Annotated in this window: 18 protein-coding genes and 1 tRNA gene; 10 read left to right on the top strand and 9 right to left on the bottom strand. The window is 60.9% G+C overall.

What is annotated here, in order from left to right; genetic code table 11:
• Positions 1-14: 14 nt before the first annotated feature.
• From rng to leuS, 4 genes are all read right to left on the bottom strand, one after another.
• Positions 15-1,466, bottom strand: coding sequence for a ribonuclease G (gene rng / locus JLC71_RS11650; RefSeq protein WP_200915600.1), 1,452 nt, complete (start codon positions 1,464-1,466; stop codon positions 15-17).
• A gap of 78 nt (positions 1,467-1,544) precedes the next feature.
• Positions 1,545-2,549, bottom strand: coding sequence for a DNA polymerase III subunit delta (gene holA / locus JLC71_RS11645; protein ID WP_200915598.1), 1,005 nt, complete (start codon positions 2,547-2,549; stop codon positions 1,545-1,547).
• Positions 2,549-3,100, bottom strand: coding sequence for an LPS-assembly lipoprotein LptE (locus JLC71_RS11640; protein ID WP_200915596.1), 552 nt, complete (start codon positions 3,098-3,100; stop codon positions 2,549-2,551). Before JLC71_RS11640 ends, holA begins: the two co-directional genes overlap by 1 nt.
• A gap of 43 nt (positions 3,101-3,143) precedes the next feature.
• Positions 3,144-5,747, bottom strand: a complete 2,604-nt coding sequence (gene leuS, locus JLC71_RS11635) for a leucine--tRNA ligase (protein WP_200915594.1) — start codon at positions 5,745-5,747, stop codon at positions 3,144-3,146.
• 272 nt (positions 5,748-6,019) lie between these two features.
• Here leuS and JLC71_RS11630 point away from each other — a divergent pair, with 272 nt between their 5' ends.
• Together JLC71_RS11630 and dinB are read left to right on the top strand one after the other, a co-directional pair.
• Positions 6,020-6,424, top strand: coding sequence for a YfiM family lipoprotein (locus JLC71_RS11630; RefSeq protein ID WP_200915587.1), 405 nt, complete (start codon positions 6,020-6,022; stop codon positions 6,422-6,424).
• An 80-nt stretch (positions 6,425-6,504) separates the two neighbouring features.
• A complete protein-coding gene (gene dinB, locus JLC71_RS11625) occupies positions 6,505-7,572 on the top strand; it encodes a DNA polymerase IV (protein ID WP_374757631.1) in 1,068 nt (355 codons plus the stop codon).
• Positions 7,573-7,581: 9 nt separating this feature from the next.
• On the opposite strand, the gene JLC71_RS11620 is transcribed toward dinB, so the two are convergent.
• Positions 7,582-7,908 (bottom strand): DUF3135 domain-containing protein, encoded by a 327-nt coding sequence (locus JLC71_RS11620; protein WP_200915581.1) that lies wholly within the window; start codon positions 7,906-7,908, stop codon positions 7,582-7,584.
• A 661-nt stretch (positions 7,909-8,569) separates the two neighbouring features.
• Positions 8,570-8,899: a helix-turn-helix domain-containing protein gene (locus JLC71_RS11615; protein WP_200915579.1), complete on the bottom strand. Its 330-nt coding sequence runs from the start codon at positions 8,897-8,899 to the stop codon at positions 8,570-8,572.
• Positions 8,900-9,161: 262 nt separating this feature from the next.
• Between JLC71_RS11615 and JLC71_RS11610 the strand changes: the two genes are divergently transcribed.
• The 5 genes from JLC71_RS11610 to JLC71_RS11590 all read left to right on the top strand — a co-directional run bounded on the left by JLC71_RS11610 (position 9,162) and on the right by JLC71_RS11590 (position 14,120).
• Positions 9,162-10,676, top strand: a complete 1,515-nt coding sequence (locus JLC71_RS11610) for an HsdM family class I SAM-dependent methyltransferase (RefSeq protein ID WP_236250877.1) — start codon at positions 9,162-9,164, stop codon at positions 10,674-10,676.
• Positions 10,673-11,557 (top strand): restriction endonuclease subunit S, encoded by an 885-nt coding sequence (locus JLC71_RS11605; protein WP_200915577.1) that lies wholly within the window; start codon positions 10,673-10,675, stop codon positions 11,555-11,557. The genes JLC71_RS11610 and JLC71_RS11605 overlap by 4 nt, the downstream gene beginning before the upstream one ends.
• Positions 11,554-12,645, top strand: coding sequence for a hypothetical protein (locus JLC71_RS11600; RefSeq protein ID WP_200915570.1), 1,092 nt, complete (start codon positions 11,554-11,556; stop codon positions 12,643-12,645). Before JLC71_RS11605 ends, JLC71_RS11600 begins: the two co-directional genes overlap by 4 nt.
• Before the next feature lie 75 nt (positions 12,646-12,720).
• Positions 12,721-13,254, top strand: a complete 534-nt coding sequence (locus JLC71_RS11595) for a hypothetical protein (protein WP_200915568.1) — start codon at positions 12,721-12,723, stop codon at positions 13,252-13,254.
• A 362-nt stretch (positions 13,255-13,616) separates the two neighbouring features.
• The gene (locus tag JLC71_RS11590; RefSeq protein WP_236250876.1) at positions 13,617-14,120 is read left to right on the top strand and encodes a type I restriction endonuclease; all 504 of its coding nucleotides are present in this window, start codon (positions 13,617-13,619) and stop codon (positions 14,118-14,120) included.
• Between the two features lie 110 nt (positions 14,121-14,230).
• Here the strand turns inward: JLC71_RS11590 and JLC71_RS11585 are convergent, their stop codons facing one another.
• The 3 genes from JLC71_RS11585 to JLC71_RS11575 all read right to left on the bottom strand — a co-directional run bounded on the left by JLC71_RS11585 (position 14,231) and on the right by JLC71_RS11575 (position 16,269).
• Entirely contained in the window at positions 14,231-14,983 is a 753-nt protein-coding gene (locus JLC71_RS11585) for a hypothetical protein (protein ID WP_200915566.1), read from the bottom strand.
• Positions 14,984-15,197: 214 nt separating this feature from the next.
• Positions 15,198-15,274, bottom strand: a tRNA-Pro gene (locus JLC71_RS11580).
• Between the two features lie 65 nt (positions 15,275-15,339).
• Complete coding sequence (locus JLC71_RS11575) at positions 15,340-16,269, bottom strand: polyprenyl synthetase family protein (RefSeq protein WP_200918346.1); 930 nt, start codon at positions 16,267-16,269, stop codon at positions 15,340-15,342.
• Positions 16,270-16,502: 233 nt separating this feature from the next.
• Here JLC71_RS11575 and rplU point away from each other — a divergent pair, with 233 nt between their 5' ends.
• From rplU to obgE, 3 genes are all read left to right on the top strand, one after another.
• Positions 16,503-16,817: a 50S ribosomal protein L21 gene (gene rplU, locus JLC71_RS11570; protein ID WP_200915564.1), complete on the top strand. Its 315-nt coding sequence runs from the start codon at positions 16,503-16,505 to the stop codon at positions 16,815-16,817.
• A gap of 17 nt (positions 16,818-16,834) precedes the next feature.
• Positions 16,835-17,107, top strand: coding sequence for a 50S ribosomal protein L27 (rpmA, locus tag JLC71_RS11565; RefSeq protein ID WP_200915561.1), 273 nt, complete (start codon positions 16,835-16,837; stop codon positions 17,105-17,107).
• 70 nt (positions 17,108-17,177) lie between these two features.
• Positions 17,178-18,320 (top strand): GTPase ObgE, encoded by a 1,143-nt coding sequence (obgE, locus tag JLC71_RS11560; protein ID WP_200915560.1) that lies wholly within the window; start codon positions 17,178-17,180, stop codon positions 18,318-18,320.
• Positions 18,321-18,324 lie beyond the last annotated feature (4 nt).

The following is an 18,324-nucleotide window of genomic DNA, read 5'->3' as shown; positions in this document are numbered from 1 at the left end:
TATTTTTGCAAATATCAAACCAGCACTACATCAAATTGCTCCTGCGTATAAGCCGTCTCCACCTGCAAATAAATCGGCTTCTTGATGAAATCGGCCAGCATCGCCAAATTGGTCGATTCTTCATCCAGGAACCGGTCAATCACCCCTTGCGATGCCAGGATGCGGTATTCACGGGCGGAAAATTGGCGTTCTTCCCGCAGGATTTCCCGCAGAATTTCAAAACAGACCGATTCGGCGGTTTTGATTTCGCCACGCCCTTGGCAGGTCGGGCAGGGTTCGCACAGCACATGGGCGAGTGATTCGCGGGTGCGTTTGCGGGTAATCTCGATCAGCCCCAGGCTGGTGAAGCTGGAGACGGTGATCTTGGTGCGGTCGCGGGCTAGGGCTTTCTTCAGCTCGTCCAGCACCGCGGTCTGGTGCTCTTCGTTGTCCATGTCGATGAAGTCGACGATGATGATGCCGCCCAGATTGCGCAGCCGCAACTGGCGGGCGATGACGTGGGTGGATTCGAGGTTGGTCTTGAAGATGGTGTCGTCGAAGTTGCGGGTGCCAACGAAGCCACCGGTGTTGACGTCGACCGTCGTCATGGCCTCGGTCTGATCGATGATCAGGTAGCCGCCGAACTTCAGATTCACCCGGCGGGCGAGTGCACGTTCGATTTCTGCCTCGACACCGTACAGCTCGAATAGCGGCCGCTCGCCGGTGTAATGCTGCACGCGCGGTGCAACATCGGCGACGAAGCGGCCGGCGAATTCGGCCATTTTGACGAAGTTTTCCCGGCTGTCGACCAGCACGGCTTCGGTATTGGCGTTGACCATATCGCGCAGCGTGCGCAGCTGCAGCGACAGGTCCTGAAACAGCAGCGATTTGGCCGGCAGTTTCTGCGATTTCTGCTTGATATCGGCCCAGATCAGGTCGAGGTATTCGATGTCGGCCTTGAGCTCTTCGTCGGTCGCATGGTCGGCGCTGGTGCGGATGATGTAGCCGTGATGATCCTGCGGCAACAACTTGCCGAGCCGTTCACGCAGTTGCTCGCGTTCGCCGCCGTTCTCGATCCGTTGGGAGATGCCGATATGGCGCTCCTGCGGCAGGAACACCAGAAAGCGCCCGGCGATGCTGATTTGCGTCGACAGCCGCGCGCCCTTGGTGCCGATCGGGTCCTTGATCACCTGCACCAGTATCGGCTGGCCATCGTGCACCAGCCTTTCGATCCGCAGTACTTCGTTCGGGCTTTGCCGTTGTTCGATCACGTCGGCGATGTGCAGGAAGGCGGCGCGCTCGAAGCCGATCTCGATGAAGGCCGATTGCATTCCCGGCAGTACGCGTTTGACTACGCCCAGATAGATATTGCCGACCAGACCCAGATGCGCGCTGCGCTCGATATGGATGTCCTGAACGATGCCATCCTCGATCGTGGCGACGCGTGTTTCCTGCGGAGTGACGTTGACGAGGATTTCTTCTTTCATTGAGGACGGGCCGTGTGGCTGACGACGGGAAGGCGTCGAGCTTAACAGAAACAAGAGGCGCTCAGGCGGAGGCGCGGCTTAGCGCCGCGTGCCGATAATGCTGAGGCAGAGCCGTTGCAGTTCGTCCCACGCATCGCCAGAGCCGATGCCTTTGATCAGGCGGTCGATGCGCGCGGCGTGCGCCAGGCCGTCGCGCAGGGTGCTGCCGTTGACTCGCGATAAGGCGCCGTCGATCAGGCGTTGCTTGTTGCCCCAGATGCGGTTTTCCTTCATCAGCTGCGGCATCGGCATGCCACGGGCGCGGCCCTGGCCGATCTTGTAGAGCGCGCGGATTTCTTCGCTTAGCGCCCACAACACCAGATGCGGTGCTTCGCCTTCGGCCTTGAGGCCGTCAAGCATGCGGCACAGGCGGGTCGCATCGCCGGCCAGCAGCGCTTCACCGAGCTGGAACACATCGTAGCGGGCGACATCGGCGATCGTTTGCGTCAGCATCGCCAGCGAGATTTCTCCCTTGGGGTAGAGCAGACTGAGCTTGAGGATTTCCTGATGCGCGGCGAACAGATTGCCTTCGACCCGGTCAGCCAGGAATTCAAGCGCATCGCTAGCCGGCTGCTGGCCTTGGGCGATAAAGCGTTCGCGTATCCAGCCGGGCAGGGCGGTACGATCAATGCCGCGCGCTTCGACGATTTCGCCATGCGTTGCCAGTGCCTGAAACCATTTGGCGTTTTGTGCGGCGCGATCAAGCTTGGGGCATTGCACCAGGGTGACGGTATCGGGCGGCAGATTGGCGCAATAGGCTTCGATCGCCTTGCCGCCTTCGACGCCGGGCTTGCCGGTCGGAATGCGCAGCTCGACCAGTTTCTGATCGCCAAACAGAGAAAACGAGTTGCCGATCAGCGCCAGCCGGCTCCAGGCAAAACCGGCCTCGACCGTGAGTACTTCGCGTTCGGCGTAACCGGCGTTACGGGCGGCATCGCGGATGGTCTGCGCGGCTTCTTGGGCGAGAAAGGCCTCGTCGCCATGAATGGTGTAAAGCGGCGCCAGCTTGGTGGCAAGCTGGCGCGCGAGCTGCTCGCTGCGCATTACTGCAGCGACTTGAGCATCTGCTCGGTCGGCGAGAGTTTCGGCGGCGGCGGGTTGGCCTTGACCTTGTCGGCGTTGCGCGCCGCCGCGGTGATCCGGCGCAGAATGTTCTGGCTGGCATCGCGCTGCATACCCTGGATCAATTGTGCTTTCTCTGCATCCTCACCGAGCGGATTGTTCTCGTCGTAGGTGTAATCGCGGAACAGTTGGGCTTTGCCGTCGTCGATCAGGTAATGATCACCAAGACGGACGCGATAGGTCACGGTGTAGTAAACCCGGTATTCGCTGACCCGGCCCGAGCTGTTCACGGTCAGCACCTTCTGGTTGTCCCCTTCGCTGAGCACGTCGATCTGCGGGGTGTCCTTGCCCGGCTTGTCGAGCATGGTCACTTGCGGCAAGACCGACAGGTAGTCGCGCAATGCATTGGCCGTACCGCCGCCGCCGGTGATGGTCACCGAGGTGTACGGAAAGGCCCCGCCGGCGCCTTGGCCGCGCAGATGAAAGCCGCAGGCGGTGAGCAACAGGGTGGCGACGATCAGCAGATAACGCATTGCATACTCCAGTGGACAGGCCGGACTTTCGCCCGGCCTCCGGTCAGGCGACGATGTTGACGAGTCGGCCTGGAACGATGATGACTTTCTTCGGTGCGCCGTCGATGAGCTTCTGTACGCTGTCGAGCGCCAGTGCGGTCGCTTCGATCACGTCCTTGGCCGCATCCTTGCCAACGAGAATCTCGCCACGCAGCTTGCCGTTGACCTGCACCATTAGCTTGATCTCGTCCTGCGTCAGCGCATCCTGTGCCGGTTCTGGCCAGGCCGCGTCGGCGATCTCGTCGCCGTAACCGAGCTCGCGCCACAGTACATGGGCGATATGTGGTGCGGCCGGGTAGATCGCGCGCAGCAGGATGCCGAACGATTCGCGCAGTACCGAGCTGTTGTCGCCCTTGTACGCTTCGAGCGAATTCAGCAGCTTCATCACGCCGGAGACGACGGTGTTGTACTGCAACCGTTCGAAGTCGGCATCGACCTGCTTGAGGGTGTTGTGGATCTCGAAGCGCAGCGCCTTGTCGTCCTTGGACAACTCGGCCGGCAATGCACCGGCGGCGCGGATCGCCTCGGCGTGCTTGTAGCCGAAGTTCCATAGCCGGCGCAGGTAGCGGTAAGCGCCTTCGACACCGCTGTCCGACCACGCCGCGCTCTGGTCCGGGGGGCCGGCGAACATCGTGAACAGTCGTGCGGTATCGGCGCCGTACTGTTCGATGATGTCCTTGGGTTCGACGACGTTGTTCTTGGACTTGGACATCTTCTCGATGCCGCCCATCACCACCGGCTGGCCGTCTTCCTTGGCGATGGCCGAAACCGGCCGGCCCTTGTCGTCGTGCTGGACCTCGATCTCGGCCGGGTAGAACCAGCGCTTCTTGCCCGATGCTTCTTCGCGGTAGTAGCAGTCGCGCAGCAGCATGCCCTGGGTGAACAGGTTCTTGAACGGCTCGTCGAAATCGATCAGGCCCTCGTCGCGCATCGCCTTGGTCCAGAAGCGCGCGTACAGCAGGTGCAGCACGGCGTGCTCGATGCCGCCGATGTACTGGTCCATCGCCATCCAGTACTTCGTGCCGTCGGCTACCATCGCCTCGCCGTTCTTCGGGTCGCAATAGCGCATGAAGTACCAGCTCGAATCGACGAAGGTGTCCATCGTGTCGGTTTCGCGCTGCGCCGGCTCGCCGCACTTCGGGCAGGCGACGTTGAGGAAGTCCTCGCGGTGCTTGAGCGGGTTGCCCGAGCCGTCTGGAATGCAGTCGGTCGGCAACACCACCGGCAAGTGTTCATACGGCACCGGCACATCGCCGCAGCACGGGCAGTGGATGATAGGAATCGGCGTGCCCCAGTAGCGCTGGCGGCTAATGCCCCAGTCGCGCAGGCGCCAGGAGGTCTTCTTCTCGCCGGCGTCCTTGGCGGCCAGGTCGGCGGCAACGGCGTCGACCGCGTCCTTGTAGCTCAGGCCGTCGTAACGTCCGGAGTTGATCATCACGCCGCGGGCCTTGTCGCCATACCACTCGGCCCAGGTATCGGCCGAGTAGGTTTCGCCGTCGACGGCGACGACCTGCTGGATTGACAGGCCGTATTTGTGGGCGAAGGCGAAGTCGCGTTCGTCATGGCCCGGCACGGCCATGACCGCGCCATCGCCGTAGCCCATCAACACATAGTTGCCGATCCAGACTTCGAGTTGCGCACCGGTCAGCGGGTGGGTGACGAACAGCCCGGTCGACACGCCCTTTTTATCCTGCGCGGCCAGTTCGGCTTCGGACACGCCGCCTTTTTCGCATTCTTTGATGAAGGCGAGCAGCTCGGGATTGAGTTCGGCCGCGCGCGTTGCCAGCGGATGCTCGGCGGCGACGGCGCAGAAGGTCACGCCCATGATGGTGTCGGCGCGGGTAGTGAAGACCCACAGCTTGCCGTCGTTGATCGGCGCGCCGTTCGCATCCCGGATATCGTGGTCGAAGGCAAAGCGCACCCCCTCGGACTTGCCGATCCAGTTGCGCTGCATTGCGCGCACCATGTCGGGCCAGCCGGTCAACTGGTCGAGGTCATCAAGCAATTCGTCGGCATACTGGGTGATGCCGAAGTAGTAACCGGGAATCTCGCGCTTCTCGACCACCGCGCCCGAGCGCCAGCCGCGGCCGTCGACGACCTGCTCGTTGGCGAGCACGGTCTGGTCGACCGGGTCCCAGTTGACGACCTGGGTCTTCTTGTAGGCGACGCCCTTCTCGAGCATCTTCAGGAAGAACCACTGGTTCCACTTGTAGTAATCCGGATCGCAGGTGGCGATCTCGCGCGACCAGTCGAACGCCAGACCCAGCGGCTGCATCTGCGACTTCATGTCGGCGATGTTGGCGTAGGTCCATTCGGCCGGTGATTTCTTGTAGGCGATCGCGGCGTTCTCGGCCGGCAGGCCAAAGGCATCCCAGCCCATCGGCATCAGCACGTTGAAGCCGCGCATGCGCAGCTGGCGCGCCAGCATGTCGTTGATCGTGTAGTTGCGCACATGGCCCATGTGCAGCTTGCCCGACGGGTAGGGCAGCATCGAGCAGGCGTAGTACTTGGGCTTGGCTGCGTCTTCCTCTGCCTGGAAGACCTTGTTGTTTTCCCACTGTGCCTGGGCGGCGGCCTCGATCTGGGCCGGAGTGTAGTGCTCGTGCATGCCGGATACTCGGAAGGACGAATGTTGAGACCGCAGATTATAAGCCATGCGGGCGCTCCCGTCGGCGTACCGGCAATTTCAATGCTGCTCGCCATCGGGCGGATCAAGCCCGGATAGCGCCACCGCCCGGCAGCCCGGGTTGGCACAGACGGGCACGGGCCGTCTAAGTTGCCGATAGAGGGAGTCAAGAAGCGACCCATCACACCGCTGCAATCCATGATCGCGGCGAGTATTCCACAATGTGCAGGCCGCGGTTCCGGGTGGGTGCGTCGATGAGTTCGCGCAGCTTCGTGGATCGGTGTTTGCCATTGCTGCTGGTCTTGCTGACCCTGCAAGCCAAACAGGTCTGTGCTTTTGAATTTGCCGACCCCGATCCGTGGCGTGGCTCGGACAAGGTGGCGCATTTTTCGGTGTCCTCGGCCTTGGGGGCGGGCGGCGCGGAAGTCGCCAGCGAGTCCGGCTATCCCCGGTTTTATGGCGTCTTGCTGGCTACGGTGCCCGGGGTCGCCAAGGAAGTGCTTGATGGCATCCAGCGGGATAACGATTTTTCTTATAAAGATCTGCTTTTCGATCTGGCCGGCGCGATCTCCGGCGCCTATCTCGGCGACACCGTGTTGTTGATGTCCTCACGGGATGGCGAGCCGGTCGTTGGTTTGCGATATGGGGGGCGCTTCTGAGATCCACGAGATCGATGGGCTGCATGCTTGGGGATATTGATAGAACGAACGTACACTATCGTTTCATCTTTCCCGGGGTCGTGGACGTGTCGGCTGGACGCAAGATCATTCACATCGATTGCGACTGCTTTTACGCCGCCGTTGAGATGCGCGACCGGCCGGATCTACGCGATGTGCCCCTGGCCGTCGGCGGTGCGGCCGAGCGGCGCGGGGTGATTGCCACATGCAATTATCCCGCGCGTCGCTACGGTATTCATTCGGCCATGTCGACGCGCGCCGCGCTGCAGCGTTGCCCGAAGCTGGTGTTGCTGCCACCGGACTTCGCCCGCTACCGCGCCGCCTCCAGGGCGGTTCAGCAAATTTTTCGCGACTACACCGAGTGCTTCGAGCCCTTGTCGCTGGATGAAGCCTATCTGGACGTGACCGGTCTGCCGCATTGCCACGGCAGCGCCACGCTGATGGCGCAGGAAATCCGCGCGCGGATCGCGGCCGAAGTAGGGATTACCGCCAGTGCCGGGATTGCCCCCAACAAGCTGCTGGCCAAGATCGCCAGCGACTGGAACAAGCCCGATGGCCAGTTCGTGATCACCCCGGATGAGGTGGATGCCTTCATTCGTGCGCTGCCGGTGGCCAAGCTCTGGGGGGTGGGTAGGGCGACCGCCGCCAAGCTGGCCGGGCTGGATGTACAAAACTGTGCCGATTTGCAGGCGTGGTCGGTTACGGCGTTGGTGGCCCGCTTTGGTAAAATGGGCGCATCGCTCTATCAGCAGTGCCGGGGGGTGGATACCAGGTCGGTAGAGCGCGAGCGGGCGCGCAAGTCGCTGTCGGTTGAGCAGACCTATACGCACGATCTGGCCGATCTGGCTGCCTGCCTGACCGCTTTGCCGGCACTGGTCGATGATTTCTCGTCCCGTTTCGCCGCGAGTGATTCAAGCCGCCCTGCGGTCAAGGCGGTGGTGAAAATCAAGTTTCACGATTTCAGCCAGACCACGATCGAATGTGGCTGCGAAACACCATCACTCACGATGTTCGAGTTGTTGCTGCGGCAGGCATGGGCGCGCGGCGCCAAGCCGGTTCGCTTGCTGGGCGTAGGCGTGCGCCTTGGCGACGCCACGCCGCGGCTCGAGTTGCCCGGCTTGTGGGGTTGAAGCGGCCGGCTAATGCAACTGCTGACGGGTTGGAAACTGCAGCACCATGGCGCCCGGGTGCTGCGGCCGTTCGCCGTGGGCGAGCACGTAGCGCATGGTCAGAAACGAGGTCCACATCATTTCATGAGCAATCACGGTGGCGTGCAAGGGATTTTTGGCGCGGCGACGCTGCATTTCGATGCGGTTGAGCAGCGCTTCGATCCGGCTCCGGCGTGGTGCTTCGACCTGCTCCAGCGCTTGTTGCAGCAGCGAAGTACGCAGCGCCTCGAAGGCACCAGGATCCTGGCGATACAGCGTTGCCAGGGTATCGAAATCGGGTAAATCGACGTGAGACATGATGCACCTCCGGGCCATGGGCTGGGTAGGGTGGTGCGAGGCGTCTCTAGGTGGTCGGCTCGAGGGTCCGGTTTTATTCGCTGCCACGTATCGATTTCAGTGTAAGCAGCAAACTCAAGCCGTGTGTCGGCTCGAAGAGGGAGGGGCTGGCCTCCGTACGGCGGGGTCGGGTGTTGAGACCGACTTTTGTTTGGATTTGCCCATGACGGGGTGCCGGAAAAACAAAAAACCGCACAGCGAACTGTGCGGTTTTTTTGAAATCTGGTCGGGGTGAGAGGATTCGAACCTCCGGCCTCTACGTCCCGAACGCGCTTTCCCTTCAAAATCCGTGCCCCGGGTTGCGGGAAAAATCATTGTAAAACAGTGCGTTACGAATAACAACTTCTTGTGGTTCCCTTCGAGATTCAGTGGCAATTCTCGAAAATTGCCACTGATTTACCACTGATTTTGTAGCCTTGAATTTGCCACTGAATTCCCACTCAAGCCGCTCAGCTTCCCGGGAGGGGCATCTCGTGAGGTCCGTTGCTGACGAACGCCGAGAAGCGGTATCTGTCTCCAGAAGGGGTATTAAAAGCGTCTGTATCCGGAAAGCTTTCGTTTTCTACACTTCACGCAAATGCATATGCGCCAAGGTGGCCGGCCAATGACGCTGGTGCCCGGCTTATTCGCCCGCCTTTCGCCTTGGCTTGCTTGCCCGCTGGCGCGGCCTGGCCTCTCGGGTCAGCATTAACGGGTTAATCGTCGCTACCGGTGCAATGGTGTCCAGCCAGCCCTCGCGGCCGAGGACACGTAACACCAGTATAAGCGTTCTCAACGACGAGCCATTGCCGCTTTCAAGGTTACGCAAGGTGCGCAAGCCGATGCCGGCCCGTTCTGCCAGCGTGACCTGGTCAAGGTTGCGATTCACCCGGAGTGATTTCAGATTTTCGCCAAGCGCCGTTTCCAGTTCGGCTGGTGTGCCGTGGCGTGGTTCAGGATTCAGGTGCGGCATGGTGAATCTCCTCGGCATACGCGCGGTGTCTCTGTAATTGCAGGCAGAATAATGCCGCTTATGTGAAGTATTCGATACAACAGGCAATATTACGCTGGTTATTGATGGACGAGATGAGGCACTTGGCCACCTGCGCTGCCAAGCAATCGAGGTCTGCCGCCATCGCCAATTCATGGCGATGAGCAACGTGGCCATGCAAAGGCCCTATCGCCCATGTCGTGCAAAAAATCACCGAAACGGGCCCGACAGGCGGGGGAGTAGAATGCCGGACTTGGCCTCAACGCGTGCCAGCGCCCCGACCATTTGGGTGGCGAAGGCCAACCTGCTGTATCTCGTCACCGAGAAATTCGCCAATATCGACCTGCACCCGGAGGTGGTCGACAACGCCAGCATGGGACTGGTGTTTGAGGAACTCATCCGCAAGTTCGCCGAAATCTCCAACGAGACCGCCGGGGAGCACTTCACCCCGCGCGAAGTTATCCGGCTGATGGTGAATCTGCTGTTCATCGAAGACGACGACGTGCTCAGCCCCGGCAACGCCGTGGTGCGGACCATTTACGACCCCACGGCCGGCACCGGCGGCATGCTGTCGATTGCCGGCGAATACCTGCTCGAGCACAACCCGCAGGCACGCCTGACCATGTACGGCCAGGAACTCAACGACGAGTCCTACGCCATCTGCAAGGCCGACATGCTCATCAAGGGCCAGCCGGTTGAGAACATCATCGCCGGCAACACGCTGTCCGACGATGGCCACGGCGGGCGCAAGTTCGACTATATGCTCTCCAACCCGCCCTTCGGCGTCGAGTGGAAGAAGGTCGAAAAAGCCGTGCGCGACGAACACCAGAGCAAGGGTTTCGACGGCCGCTTCGGCCCGGGCCTGCCGCGCGTGTCCGATGGCTCCATGCTGTTCCTGATGCACCTGCTCTCGAAGATGCGCCCGGCGCAGGATGGCGGCAGCCGCTTCGGCATTGTCCTCAACGGTTCGCCACTGTTCACCGGCGGAGCTGGCAGCGGTGAATCCGAAATCCGCCGCTACGTGCTGGAAAACGACCTGGTCGAAGCCATTGTCGGCCTGCCCACCGACATGTTCTACAACACTGGCATCGCCACCTACGTTTGGGTTCTGTCGAACAAGAAGACCGACGACCGCAAAGGCTACGTGCAGCTCATCGACGCCAGCAGTTTCTGGCAGAAGATACGCAAAAGCCTCGGCTCCAAGCGCAAGGAAATGTCAGACGACCACATCGCCACTGTCACCCGGCTATTCGGCGACTTCACCGAGGCCGAGTGCGTCAGCGTGTGCGATGCTGCTGGCGCACAACAGGGCGAGCCACAGCTCGTCACCAATACCGACACGCCGCCGCAGGCGCCCGAAGGCGGCAAGACGAAGCGCGTGCCCATCTCGCGCATCTTCAAGAATGAAGAGTTCGGCTACACCACCGTCACCGTCGAGCGCCCGGCGCGTGATGAAAACGGTCAGATTGTGCTCGGCCAAAAGGGCAAGCAGAAAGGCAAGCCGCAGCCCGACAGCGCGCTGCGCGACACCGAGAACGTGCCGCTGAGTGATGACATCCAGGCCTACTTCGAGCGCGAAGTGCTGCCGCACGCGCCCGATGCCTGGATAGACGAGGAGAAAAGCAAGGTTGGCTACGAGATTCCGTTTAGCCGCCAGTTCTACGTGTTCGAGCCGCCGCGCAGCCTGCACGCCATCGACGAAGAGCTGAAGACCGTCTCGGCCAGCATCATGAAGATGCTCGAGGAGCTGGCGGAATGAGTTTGCCGAGGTATGGGGAATACAAAGGGAGCGGTCTCGACTGGCTCGGTCACGTGCCGGCGCACTGGTCAATCAAGCGCCTTCGCTTCGTTGCCGAGCTCAATCCATCGAAGTCTGAGCTCGCCGGCATCGACCGCGCGACCGAGGTCTCCTTCCTGCCAATGGAAGCCATCGGTGACGACGGCTCCACCCGCGGCCTCAACCCCGATGCGCCGATGAAGGATTCCGGCGTGACGTGGCTGGGGGAGGTGCCGGCGCATTGGGATGTGGCGGCATTGAAGCGGTACTGGAGCGTCACCGACTGCAAGCACGTCACAGCGGAGTTTGTGGATGAAGGCTATCCATTAGCCAGCATCCGAGAAGTGCAGTCCAAGTACGTTTCACTTGACGCTGCAAAACGGACTACCCAGCTCTTTTACGAGCAACTGATTGAGGGTGGTCGACGGCCCTTGCCTAGTGACCTCATCTTCAGCCGCAATGCGACGGTTGGCGAGGTGGCTCAGGTTGATGAAGGCCATCCGCCCTTTGCAATGGGACAGGACGTGTGCCTGCTGCGACGGCTGAATGACGACTCGTCCAGCGACTTCATGCAATCAGTGATTCGCTCTGGCGTCGTCGTTGAGCAGTTGAAGAACATCATGGTCGGTTCGACGTTCAAGCGAGTGAACGTGGAGGATATTCGTGCCCTGCAAGTCCCTGTGCCCCCACCCAAGGAACAGGTGCAGCTTGCGGAATTAATCGTTGATGAAAGCAACAGACTTGATGCTCTTGAAGCGGAAGCCGAATGTGCCATCAGCCTCCTAAAAGAACGCCGTAGCGCCCTCATCGCCGCCGCCGTCACCGGTCAAATCGACGTGCGCAGCACAGTGGAACTCGCATGAACAAGCCATCAAATCTTCCTTACCGCCCAGTGTTCGATGGCGAGGCCTACGCCTTTCTCGAAGGCTTCAACGCACCGGGCAACCCACTGATTGATTATTGGCTACCGCGCTACGCCGAAACGCTAGGGCAAGTACGAACCGCAATAGCGCAGAATGATTCGGATACGCTCTTTAAACTGGTTTGGAGAACCGTTGACAATGCAGTTAGCAATGCTGGGCAAGGCGTCATTGCTTTCGATGTGGTGGACCGTTTGCGCGACCAATTGGTCGACATCACTTGCGAGGTCGGGAAGAGCGGCAGTGACGACAACTTCAAGACCTTGGAATCGACTCTGACCGGATGGCGGAGCGACGGCCAACTCCCCAAGGTGCCTCGCTTGCTATTGGCCCGGGCATTTGCGGCAATCCATCCTGACCTTTACCACACCACGGTGGATGAGGGTAAACAGCAGCGGGTCATTCCGTGGTTCGTGCGGCACACCGGCTTTGTCGAGCCGGAAGGCAATTGGGCCACCAAGGCGGCCGCCTTGACTGCGCACCTGGACCGCTGTGGCGTATTTGCAGGCGATACGCTGCGCCGCAATCTGTTTCCGTGGTACGTGTTCGACCAGTTGCGCGATGCCAACGGCAAGCTCCCATTTCGAGCGGGCCACCGGCCGCATTCAGCCCCGCAGTTATCGGGGCAACGGACTCCAATACGTTCAGTTTCGCAACGGCACAACGACATCCAAAATCAGCTCTACAGACAGCTTTGCGCTCAACCTGACGCAGGCTCAGTAGCCACTGAGCACGCAACCGGTACCGGCGGGCGTGCCGATGCTTTGGTGCTTAGGTGTGATGGACACTATGACCTGTACGAAATCAAGCCGGCAGCAACCGCGGCCGAAGCTGTGCGCCAGGCCATGGGTCAATTGCTTGAGTATGGGTATCGACGAGGAGGCCTAAATCCCGCGAGTCTGTATGTTGTCTCCGATGCGCCGTTGGATGAAGTAACGCAGGAGTATTTACAGAAACTGCATACGCTGTTCGGACTCAAGCTCGAATATCTGCAGGTGACGGTTGGAAGCGCCAAGAAAAACGAGGAGTGATGCCCATTTCCTACTTGCGCAACCCGTTTGGGTGACGCATATTCGCAATTCGCGAATAGCGAATATGGCCACGCAATGGAACTCAAACCTCAAGACCTGTTGGTGCTACTAAAGGTGGCGGCGCATCCGCCACGGCGCTGGACCTATGCCGCGCTGGGCGAGGCCTTGGCGATGAGCACCTCGGAGGTCCATGCCTGTGTGAAGCGCGCGGTTGCGTGTGGTCTGGCGGTGTCGCAGGGGCGTGAAGGCTGGCAGCCGGTGCGGCCTGCCTTGCTCGAATTTGTGCAGCACGGCGTACGTTATGTGTGGCCGGCCACGCTCGGACCGGTCAAGCGCGGCGTGCCCACGAGCATCGGCACAGAGCCGCTGGCCAGCCAGTTGAGTGTGGCGCCCGGTGAAGCACCGGTCTGGGCGCACCCCGAGGGCAGCGCCAAGGGGCCGACGCTTTCTCCGCTCTACCGTACCGCCCCGCAGGCGGCCTTGGCCGACCCAGCGCTGCATCGCCTGCTGGCGCTGCTGGACGCCTTGCGCACCGGCCGTGCGCGCGAGCGCGCGCTGGCGGCAGACCTGATGAAGGCCACGCTCGGGGAATCCTATGCGGGCCAATGACCCTAATCTGCCGCAGTTGCGACGCATCGCCGAGGCGCTGGGCGATTTGCGCGAACAGCTGGTGTTCGTCGGTGGCTCGGTGGCCGGTTTGTTGCTGACCGACCCGCTGGCCGAGGGCGTACGTGCCACCGTTGATGTCGATGCCGTGGTCGAGGCCGGGCGCGCGGCTTTTTATCGTCTGGAAGAAGAGGTTGCGGCGCGAGGTTTCGTGCGTGACGCCGCCAGCGAGGTCATCTGCCGCTGGGTGCATCGCGAGTCCGGCCTGTTGTTTGACTTGATGCCGGTGGATGGTGATGTGCTGGGATTTACCAACCGCTGGTATCCCTATGTCGTGCAGACGGCGGAGCCGTTGGAACTGGAGGATGGGGCTGCCGGCACCACTGGAACTGGCACAGTTCAAGCCGGCGCTGGCTATCAACCCGGCCATTCAGGCCAAGTACGCAGCCAACCGACTGCGCGTGGTGCGGCAGGTGAAGCACTCACCCAACGCCCAGCACGACGCGCTGGACCTGGTGTTGTTTCTCAACGGCATCGCGGTGGCCACGGCGGAGCTGAAGAGCGATTTCACCCAGAGCGTGCACGACGCGGTGGACCAGTACCGCTTCGACCGCCATCCGCAACCCAAAGGCGGTGTGCTGGAGCCACTACTGGGCTTTCCGGGCGGCGCGCTGGTGCACTTTGCGGTGAGCCAGTCGGAGGTGATGATGTCGACCCGGCTGGCCGGCCCGGCCACGACTTTCCTGCCGTTCAATAGGGGCAATGAGGGCGGGGCCGGCAATGCGCCGAACCCCGATGGTTTTGCGACGGCGTATCTGTGGGAGGAAGTCTGGGCGCGCGAGAGCTGGCTCGACATCCTGCACCGCTAGTGGGATACGAGTTGAAAGGGACGATGATTACGGTGAGGCTTGTGCGTTGGGGCTAAGTCATAGGTGGTGTTCACGAGGGGAGGAATCGACCAGTTACTCGACGACCAGCTTCAAGCCGGCTTCTGCACCGCTGTCGGGCGCCCGAGTTCATTGGAAGCCGCATCGAACTCGACAATGTGGATGCGCCAAGTGTCGATGGCAATGCGGCAAACCGCAGAAAAGATGTCGATTTCCCGGTCTACCGTGGCCGGGGCAACGACCGAGCCGCGCTCATCGATGTAATCGGTGAAGTCGTCCGGCACGATGGCGGCAAAACCTTTGCGGATGAACTTGCTGGCTTCGGAGGGTGCTCCTGTCCGTGTGCCCGTCGCCTGACGGATTTTCATCGCCTTGACCCTGGGGTGCGGGTTCGGATGCTCGGCAACGATTCGTCCGATGTCTTGTCGTGGCAGACCGGCGTCTTCGAGCAGGGCATTGATTTTGTATGCGACGACCTCGAAGCTCTTGTGGCGCGGCGCTTCCTCGCGCAGATAGCGAATCAGGAGGTCTGCGAGGGTGTTCTTGTAGCCTTGGGCATAGTCGATGAAGAGCCCCTGCTTTTGCTCGCTTTCGAGGCGCGCCTTGATGGTCTCAGCCTCGGCCTTGCTGTGGGCGTACAGCGTCTGTTCCGGGCGTGAGACGCTGCGGTCGCGGATAGCGTAGTAGTTGTCCAGGCGGGACAACTTGGGCTTGAACCCTTGGGCCTTCAGGGACTGGTGGTATTCCTCGGCCTTTTTCTTGGCGTTGCAGGCAAAGGCTTGGGTCAGGTCATCGCGGTGCTTGACCGAGACTTCGTGGTGCGAGCGGTTCTCAATGGACGCCATGTCCATGCTCCTATTGGTTGCGGAGCACGGTATATGTCGAACGAGCGACCATGATTTGTCGCTGGGCGCGTGGTTTGCCGAAAAGTGCCTGAGAACGACCGGCGAACTTTTTTTCGACGGCAAACCGGGTGGCAATTGCCACTGATTTGCCACTGCTGGCGCCCAAAAACAAAAACAGCGGGTTAGATAACCCGCTGTTTTTGTAGGGAATTCCTGGTCGGGGTGAGAGGATTCGAACCTCCGGCCTCTACGTCCCGAACGTAGCGCTCTACCAGGCTAAGCTACACCCCGATCTCGAAAGAGAGCGCCATTATCGTAAGCACTATTGGCGCTGTCAAGGCGTTTTGTAACCGTTGTCAGCTATTGCGGGCGACGGCCAATTCGGCCAGCGCTTCGAGCGCGCGGCGGTCGTCGTTGTCGGGCAGTTCGGCGAGCAGGGCGCGGGCCAGGCCGGCTTCGCTCTTGGCGATATCCCGAGCATAGTCGAGTGCGCCGGAGGCATGCACCGCGGTCAGCACTTGCGGCAGCAGCGATCGATCGGCTTGCGTCAACGCCTGGCGCACCGCATTGGCATGTTCGGGCGTGCCATGACGCATTGCGTAGATCAGTGGCAGCGTGGCCTTGCCTTCGGCGAGGTCGTCGCCAAGACTCTTGCCGATCTCGTCCTGCTTGCCCGAATAATCGAGCACGTCATCGATGATCTGGAAGGCCGTGCCCAGGTGCATGCCGTAGCGGGCGAGCTTGTCCTCGACCTCGGCGGGGGCGTTGTTGAGGATGGCGCCGAGCCGTGCCGCGGCTTCGAATAGTTTGGCGGTTTTGTACTGGATGACGCGAACGTAGCCGGCTTCATCCAGATCCACATTGCCGATATTCATCAGCTGCAGCACCTCGCCTTCGGCAATGACGTTGGTGGCGTCGGCAAGCGTTTGCATGATGCGCATCGAGCCGCAGTTGACCATCATCTGGAAGGCGCGGCTGTAGAGGAAGTCGCCGACCAGCACGCTAGCGGCATTGCCGAACAGCGCATTCGCGGTGTCGCGGCCACGGCGTAGCGCCGATTCGTCGACGACATCATCGTGCAGCAAGGTGGCGGTGTGGATGAACTCGATTACCGCGGCAAGCTCGCGGTGATACTCGCCCCGATAGCCGAGCGCGCGTGCCGAGAGCAGCACGATCATCGGCCGCAAGCGCTTGCCACCGGAGGCAACGATGTACTCGGCGACCTGGCTGACCAGGGCAACGTCGGAGTGGAGTCGTTGTCGAATGAGTTGGTCAACCGCCTGCATTTCTGCACCGATGACCGATTGTACGAACGAAAGCGACACGCTGGTCTCGTCCTGCCGTCTATTTCATGAAGCCGGCGATCTTAGCATGAAAGCGTGTTTTTGCCGCCTGGCTTGCGCTAAGTGTTTGACTCACAAGCAAGTTGCCACTATGATCCCGGGTTCCCCGTAGTGGATGGGGATCGTTTTGCCTTCGGGTAGGGCGTTTTTTGAGCACAAACTCTCAGGAGCTTGTTATGTCTTATGCAGTCGTAAAAACCGGTGGCAAGCAGTACAAAGTTGCTATCGGCGAAAAACTTAAAGTAGAACAGATCACTGCAGACATCGACAGCCAAATCGTACTGAATGAAGTATTGATGGTGGCAAACGGTGAAGCAGTGACGATTGGCGCGCCCCTTGTGGCTGGCGCTACCGTCAAGGCAACGATCATTTCGCAAGGTCGCCACGACAAGGTTCGCATCTTCAAAATGCGCCGTCGTAAGCACTACCAGAAGCGTCAGGGCCACCGCCAGAACTACACCGAAATCCGCATCGATTCGATCGACGCGTAATCAGGAGCTGACTTACCATGGCACACAAAAAAGCTGGCGGTAGTTCACGTAACGGCCGCGACTCACAGGCCAAGCGCCTTGGCATCAAGGTATATGGCGGCGAGCTGATTCCGGCAGGTTCGATCATCGTGCGTCAGCGCGGTACCGAATTTCACCCGGGCGATAACGTCGGCATCGGCAAGGATCACACCTTGTTTGCCCTCGTTGACGGTTACGTCAAGTACGCAGTCAAGGGTGCCGCCAAGCGTCGCACCGTGATCGTACTGCCGTACACCGGCGAAGAAGCGTAAGCTTCGCTATTCGCGATCAAAAAGCCCTATCCTGCGGGATAGGGCTTTTTTCGCTTCTGGACAGAGCATCATGAAATTTATTGACGAAGCAAAAATCGAAGTTATCGCCGGCAAGGGTGGCAAGGGCTCGGCAAGCATGCGCCGGGAGAAGTTCATTCCACGCGGCGGCCCGGACGGCGGCGACGGCGGCAAGGGCGGCACGATCTGGGCCGTGGCCGATCAGAATATCAACACGCTGGTCGATTACCGCTTCGTCAAGAAGTACAAGGCGCGCGACGGGGAGTCCGGCCGTGGTGCCGACTGCTACGGCGCCGCCGGTGACGATGTCACGCTGCGCTTCCCGGTCGGTACGCTGATCGTTGACGTCGAGACGGGTGAAACCGTCGCCGACCTGGCCCACGATGGCGAGTGCATCTGTCTGGCCAAGGGTGGCAAGGGCGGCTGGGGCAATATCCACTTCAAGAGTTCGATCAACCGTGCACCGCGCCAGACCACGTCGGGCGAGGAAGGCGAGCGTCGCGAACTGAAGCTGGAGCTCAAGGTGCTCGCCGACGTCGGTCTGCTGGGGATGCCCAACGCCGGCAAGTCGACCTTTATCGCCAGCGTTTCGGCGGCGCGGCCGAAAATTGCCGACTATCCGTTCACGACCTTGCACCCGAATCTGGGGGTGGTGCGTATCGACGAAAACCGCAGCTTCGTGATCGCCGATATTCCGGGCCTGATCGAAGGTGCGGCCGAAGGCGCGGGCCTGGGGCATCGCTTCCTCAAGCATCTGGCGCGCACCCGGGTGCTGCTGCATCTGGTGGATCTGGCGCCGTTCGATCCGGATGTCGATCCGGTGCGGGAGGCGAAGGCCATTGTCGAGGAGCTGCGCAAGTACGACGAAGACCTCTACAACAAGCCGCGCTGGCTGGTGCTGAACAAGCTCGACATGGTTCCGGAAGACGAGCGCGAACAGCGCGTCGCCGACTTCCTCGCTGCTTATGGCTGGAGTGCGCCGGAAAACGAATACGTGTTCGACCCGAAGGCGCTGCGCGTGTTCACCATCTCCGGCCTGACCGGCGAGAACACCCGTGAGCTGACCTACGCGATCATGGATTACCTTGACGCCGTGCGTCCGGCCGCGCTGGCCGAGCTGGAGCCGACACCCCAGCCGGTGTTGACCGAGTCCGAGGCCGGTGCGCTGGAGCAATTTGATGGTGATGAGGACTGACCCA

This window comes from Jeongeupia sp. HS-3 (assembly GCF_015140455.1).
Taxonomy (GTDB): Bacteria; Pseudomonadota; Gammaproteobacteria; order Burkholderiales; family Chitinibacteraceae; genus Jeongeupia.
The sequence above is the reverse complement of the archived record's forward strand: the minus strand, read 5'-3'. Positions and strand labels throughout refer to the sequence as shown.

Coding starts and splice junctions, on each gene's coding strand:
- rng (WP_200915600.1), bottom strand. CDS start 1,466: ATGAAAGAAGAAATCCTCGTCAACGTCACTCCGCAGGAAACACGCGTC.
- holA (WP_200915598.1), bottom strand. CDS start 2,549: ATGCGCAGCGAGCAGCTCGCGCGCCAGCTTGCCACCAAGCTGGCGCCG.
- JLC71_RS11640 (WP_200915596.1), bottom strand. CDS start 3,100: ATGCGTTATCTGCTGATCGTCGCCACCCTGTTGCTCACCGCCTGCGGC.
- leuS (WP_200915594.1), bottom strand. CDS start 5,747: ATGCACGAGCACTACACTCCGGCCCAGATCGAGGCCGCCGCCCAGGCA.
- JLC71_RS11630 (WP_200915587.1), top strand. CDS start 6,020: ATGAGTTCGCGCAGCTTCGTGGATCGGTGTTTGCCATTGCTGCTGGTC.
- JLC71_RS11620 (WP_200915581.1), bottom strand. CDS start 7,908: ATGTCTCACGTCGATTTACCCGATTTCGATACCCTGGCAACGCTGTAT.
- JLC71_RS11615 (WP_200915579.1), bottom strand. CDS start 8,899: ATGCCGCACCTGAATCCTGAACCACGCCACGGCACACCAGCCGAACTG.
- JLC71_RS11610 (WP_236250877.1), top strand. CDS start 9,162: ATGCCGGACTTGGCCTCAACGCGTGCCAGCGCCCCGACCATTTGGGTG.
- JLC71_RS11605 (WP_200915577.1), top strand. CDS start 10,673: ATGAGTTTGCCGAGGTATGGGGAATACAAAGGGAGCGGTCTCGACTGG.
- JLC71_RS11600 (WP_200915570.1), top strand. CDS start 11,554: ATGAACAAGCCATCAAATCTTCCTTACCGCCCAGTGTTCGATGGCGAG.
- JLC71_RS11595 (WP_200915568.1), top strand. CDS start 12,721: ATGGAACTCAAACCTCAAGACCTGTTGGTGCTACTAAAGGTGGCGGCG.
- JLC71_RS11590 (WP_236250876.1), top strand. CDS start 13,617: ATGGGGCTGCCGGCACCACTGGAACTGGCACAGTTCAAGCCGGCGCTG.
- JLC71_RS11585 (WP_200915566.1), bottom strand. CDS start 14,983: ATGGCGTCCATTGAGAACCGCTCGCACCACGAAGTCTCGGTCAAGCAC.
- JLC71_RS11575 (WP_200918346.1), bottom strand. CDS start 16,269: ATGCAGGCGGTTGACCAACTCATTCGACAACGACTCCACTCCGACGTT.
- rplU (WP_200915564.1), top strand. CDS start 16,503: ATGTCTTATGCAGTCGTAAAAACCGGTGGCAAGCAGTACAAAGTTGCT.
- rpmA (WP_200915561.1), top strand. CDS start 16,835: ATGGCACACAAAAAAGCTGGCGGTAGTTCACGTAACGGCCGCGACTCA.
- obgE (WP_200915560.1), top strand. CDS start 17,178: ATGAAATTTATTGACGAAGCAAAAATCGAAGTTATCGCCGGCAAGGGT.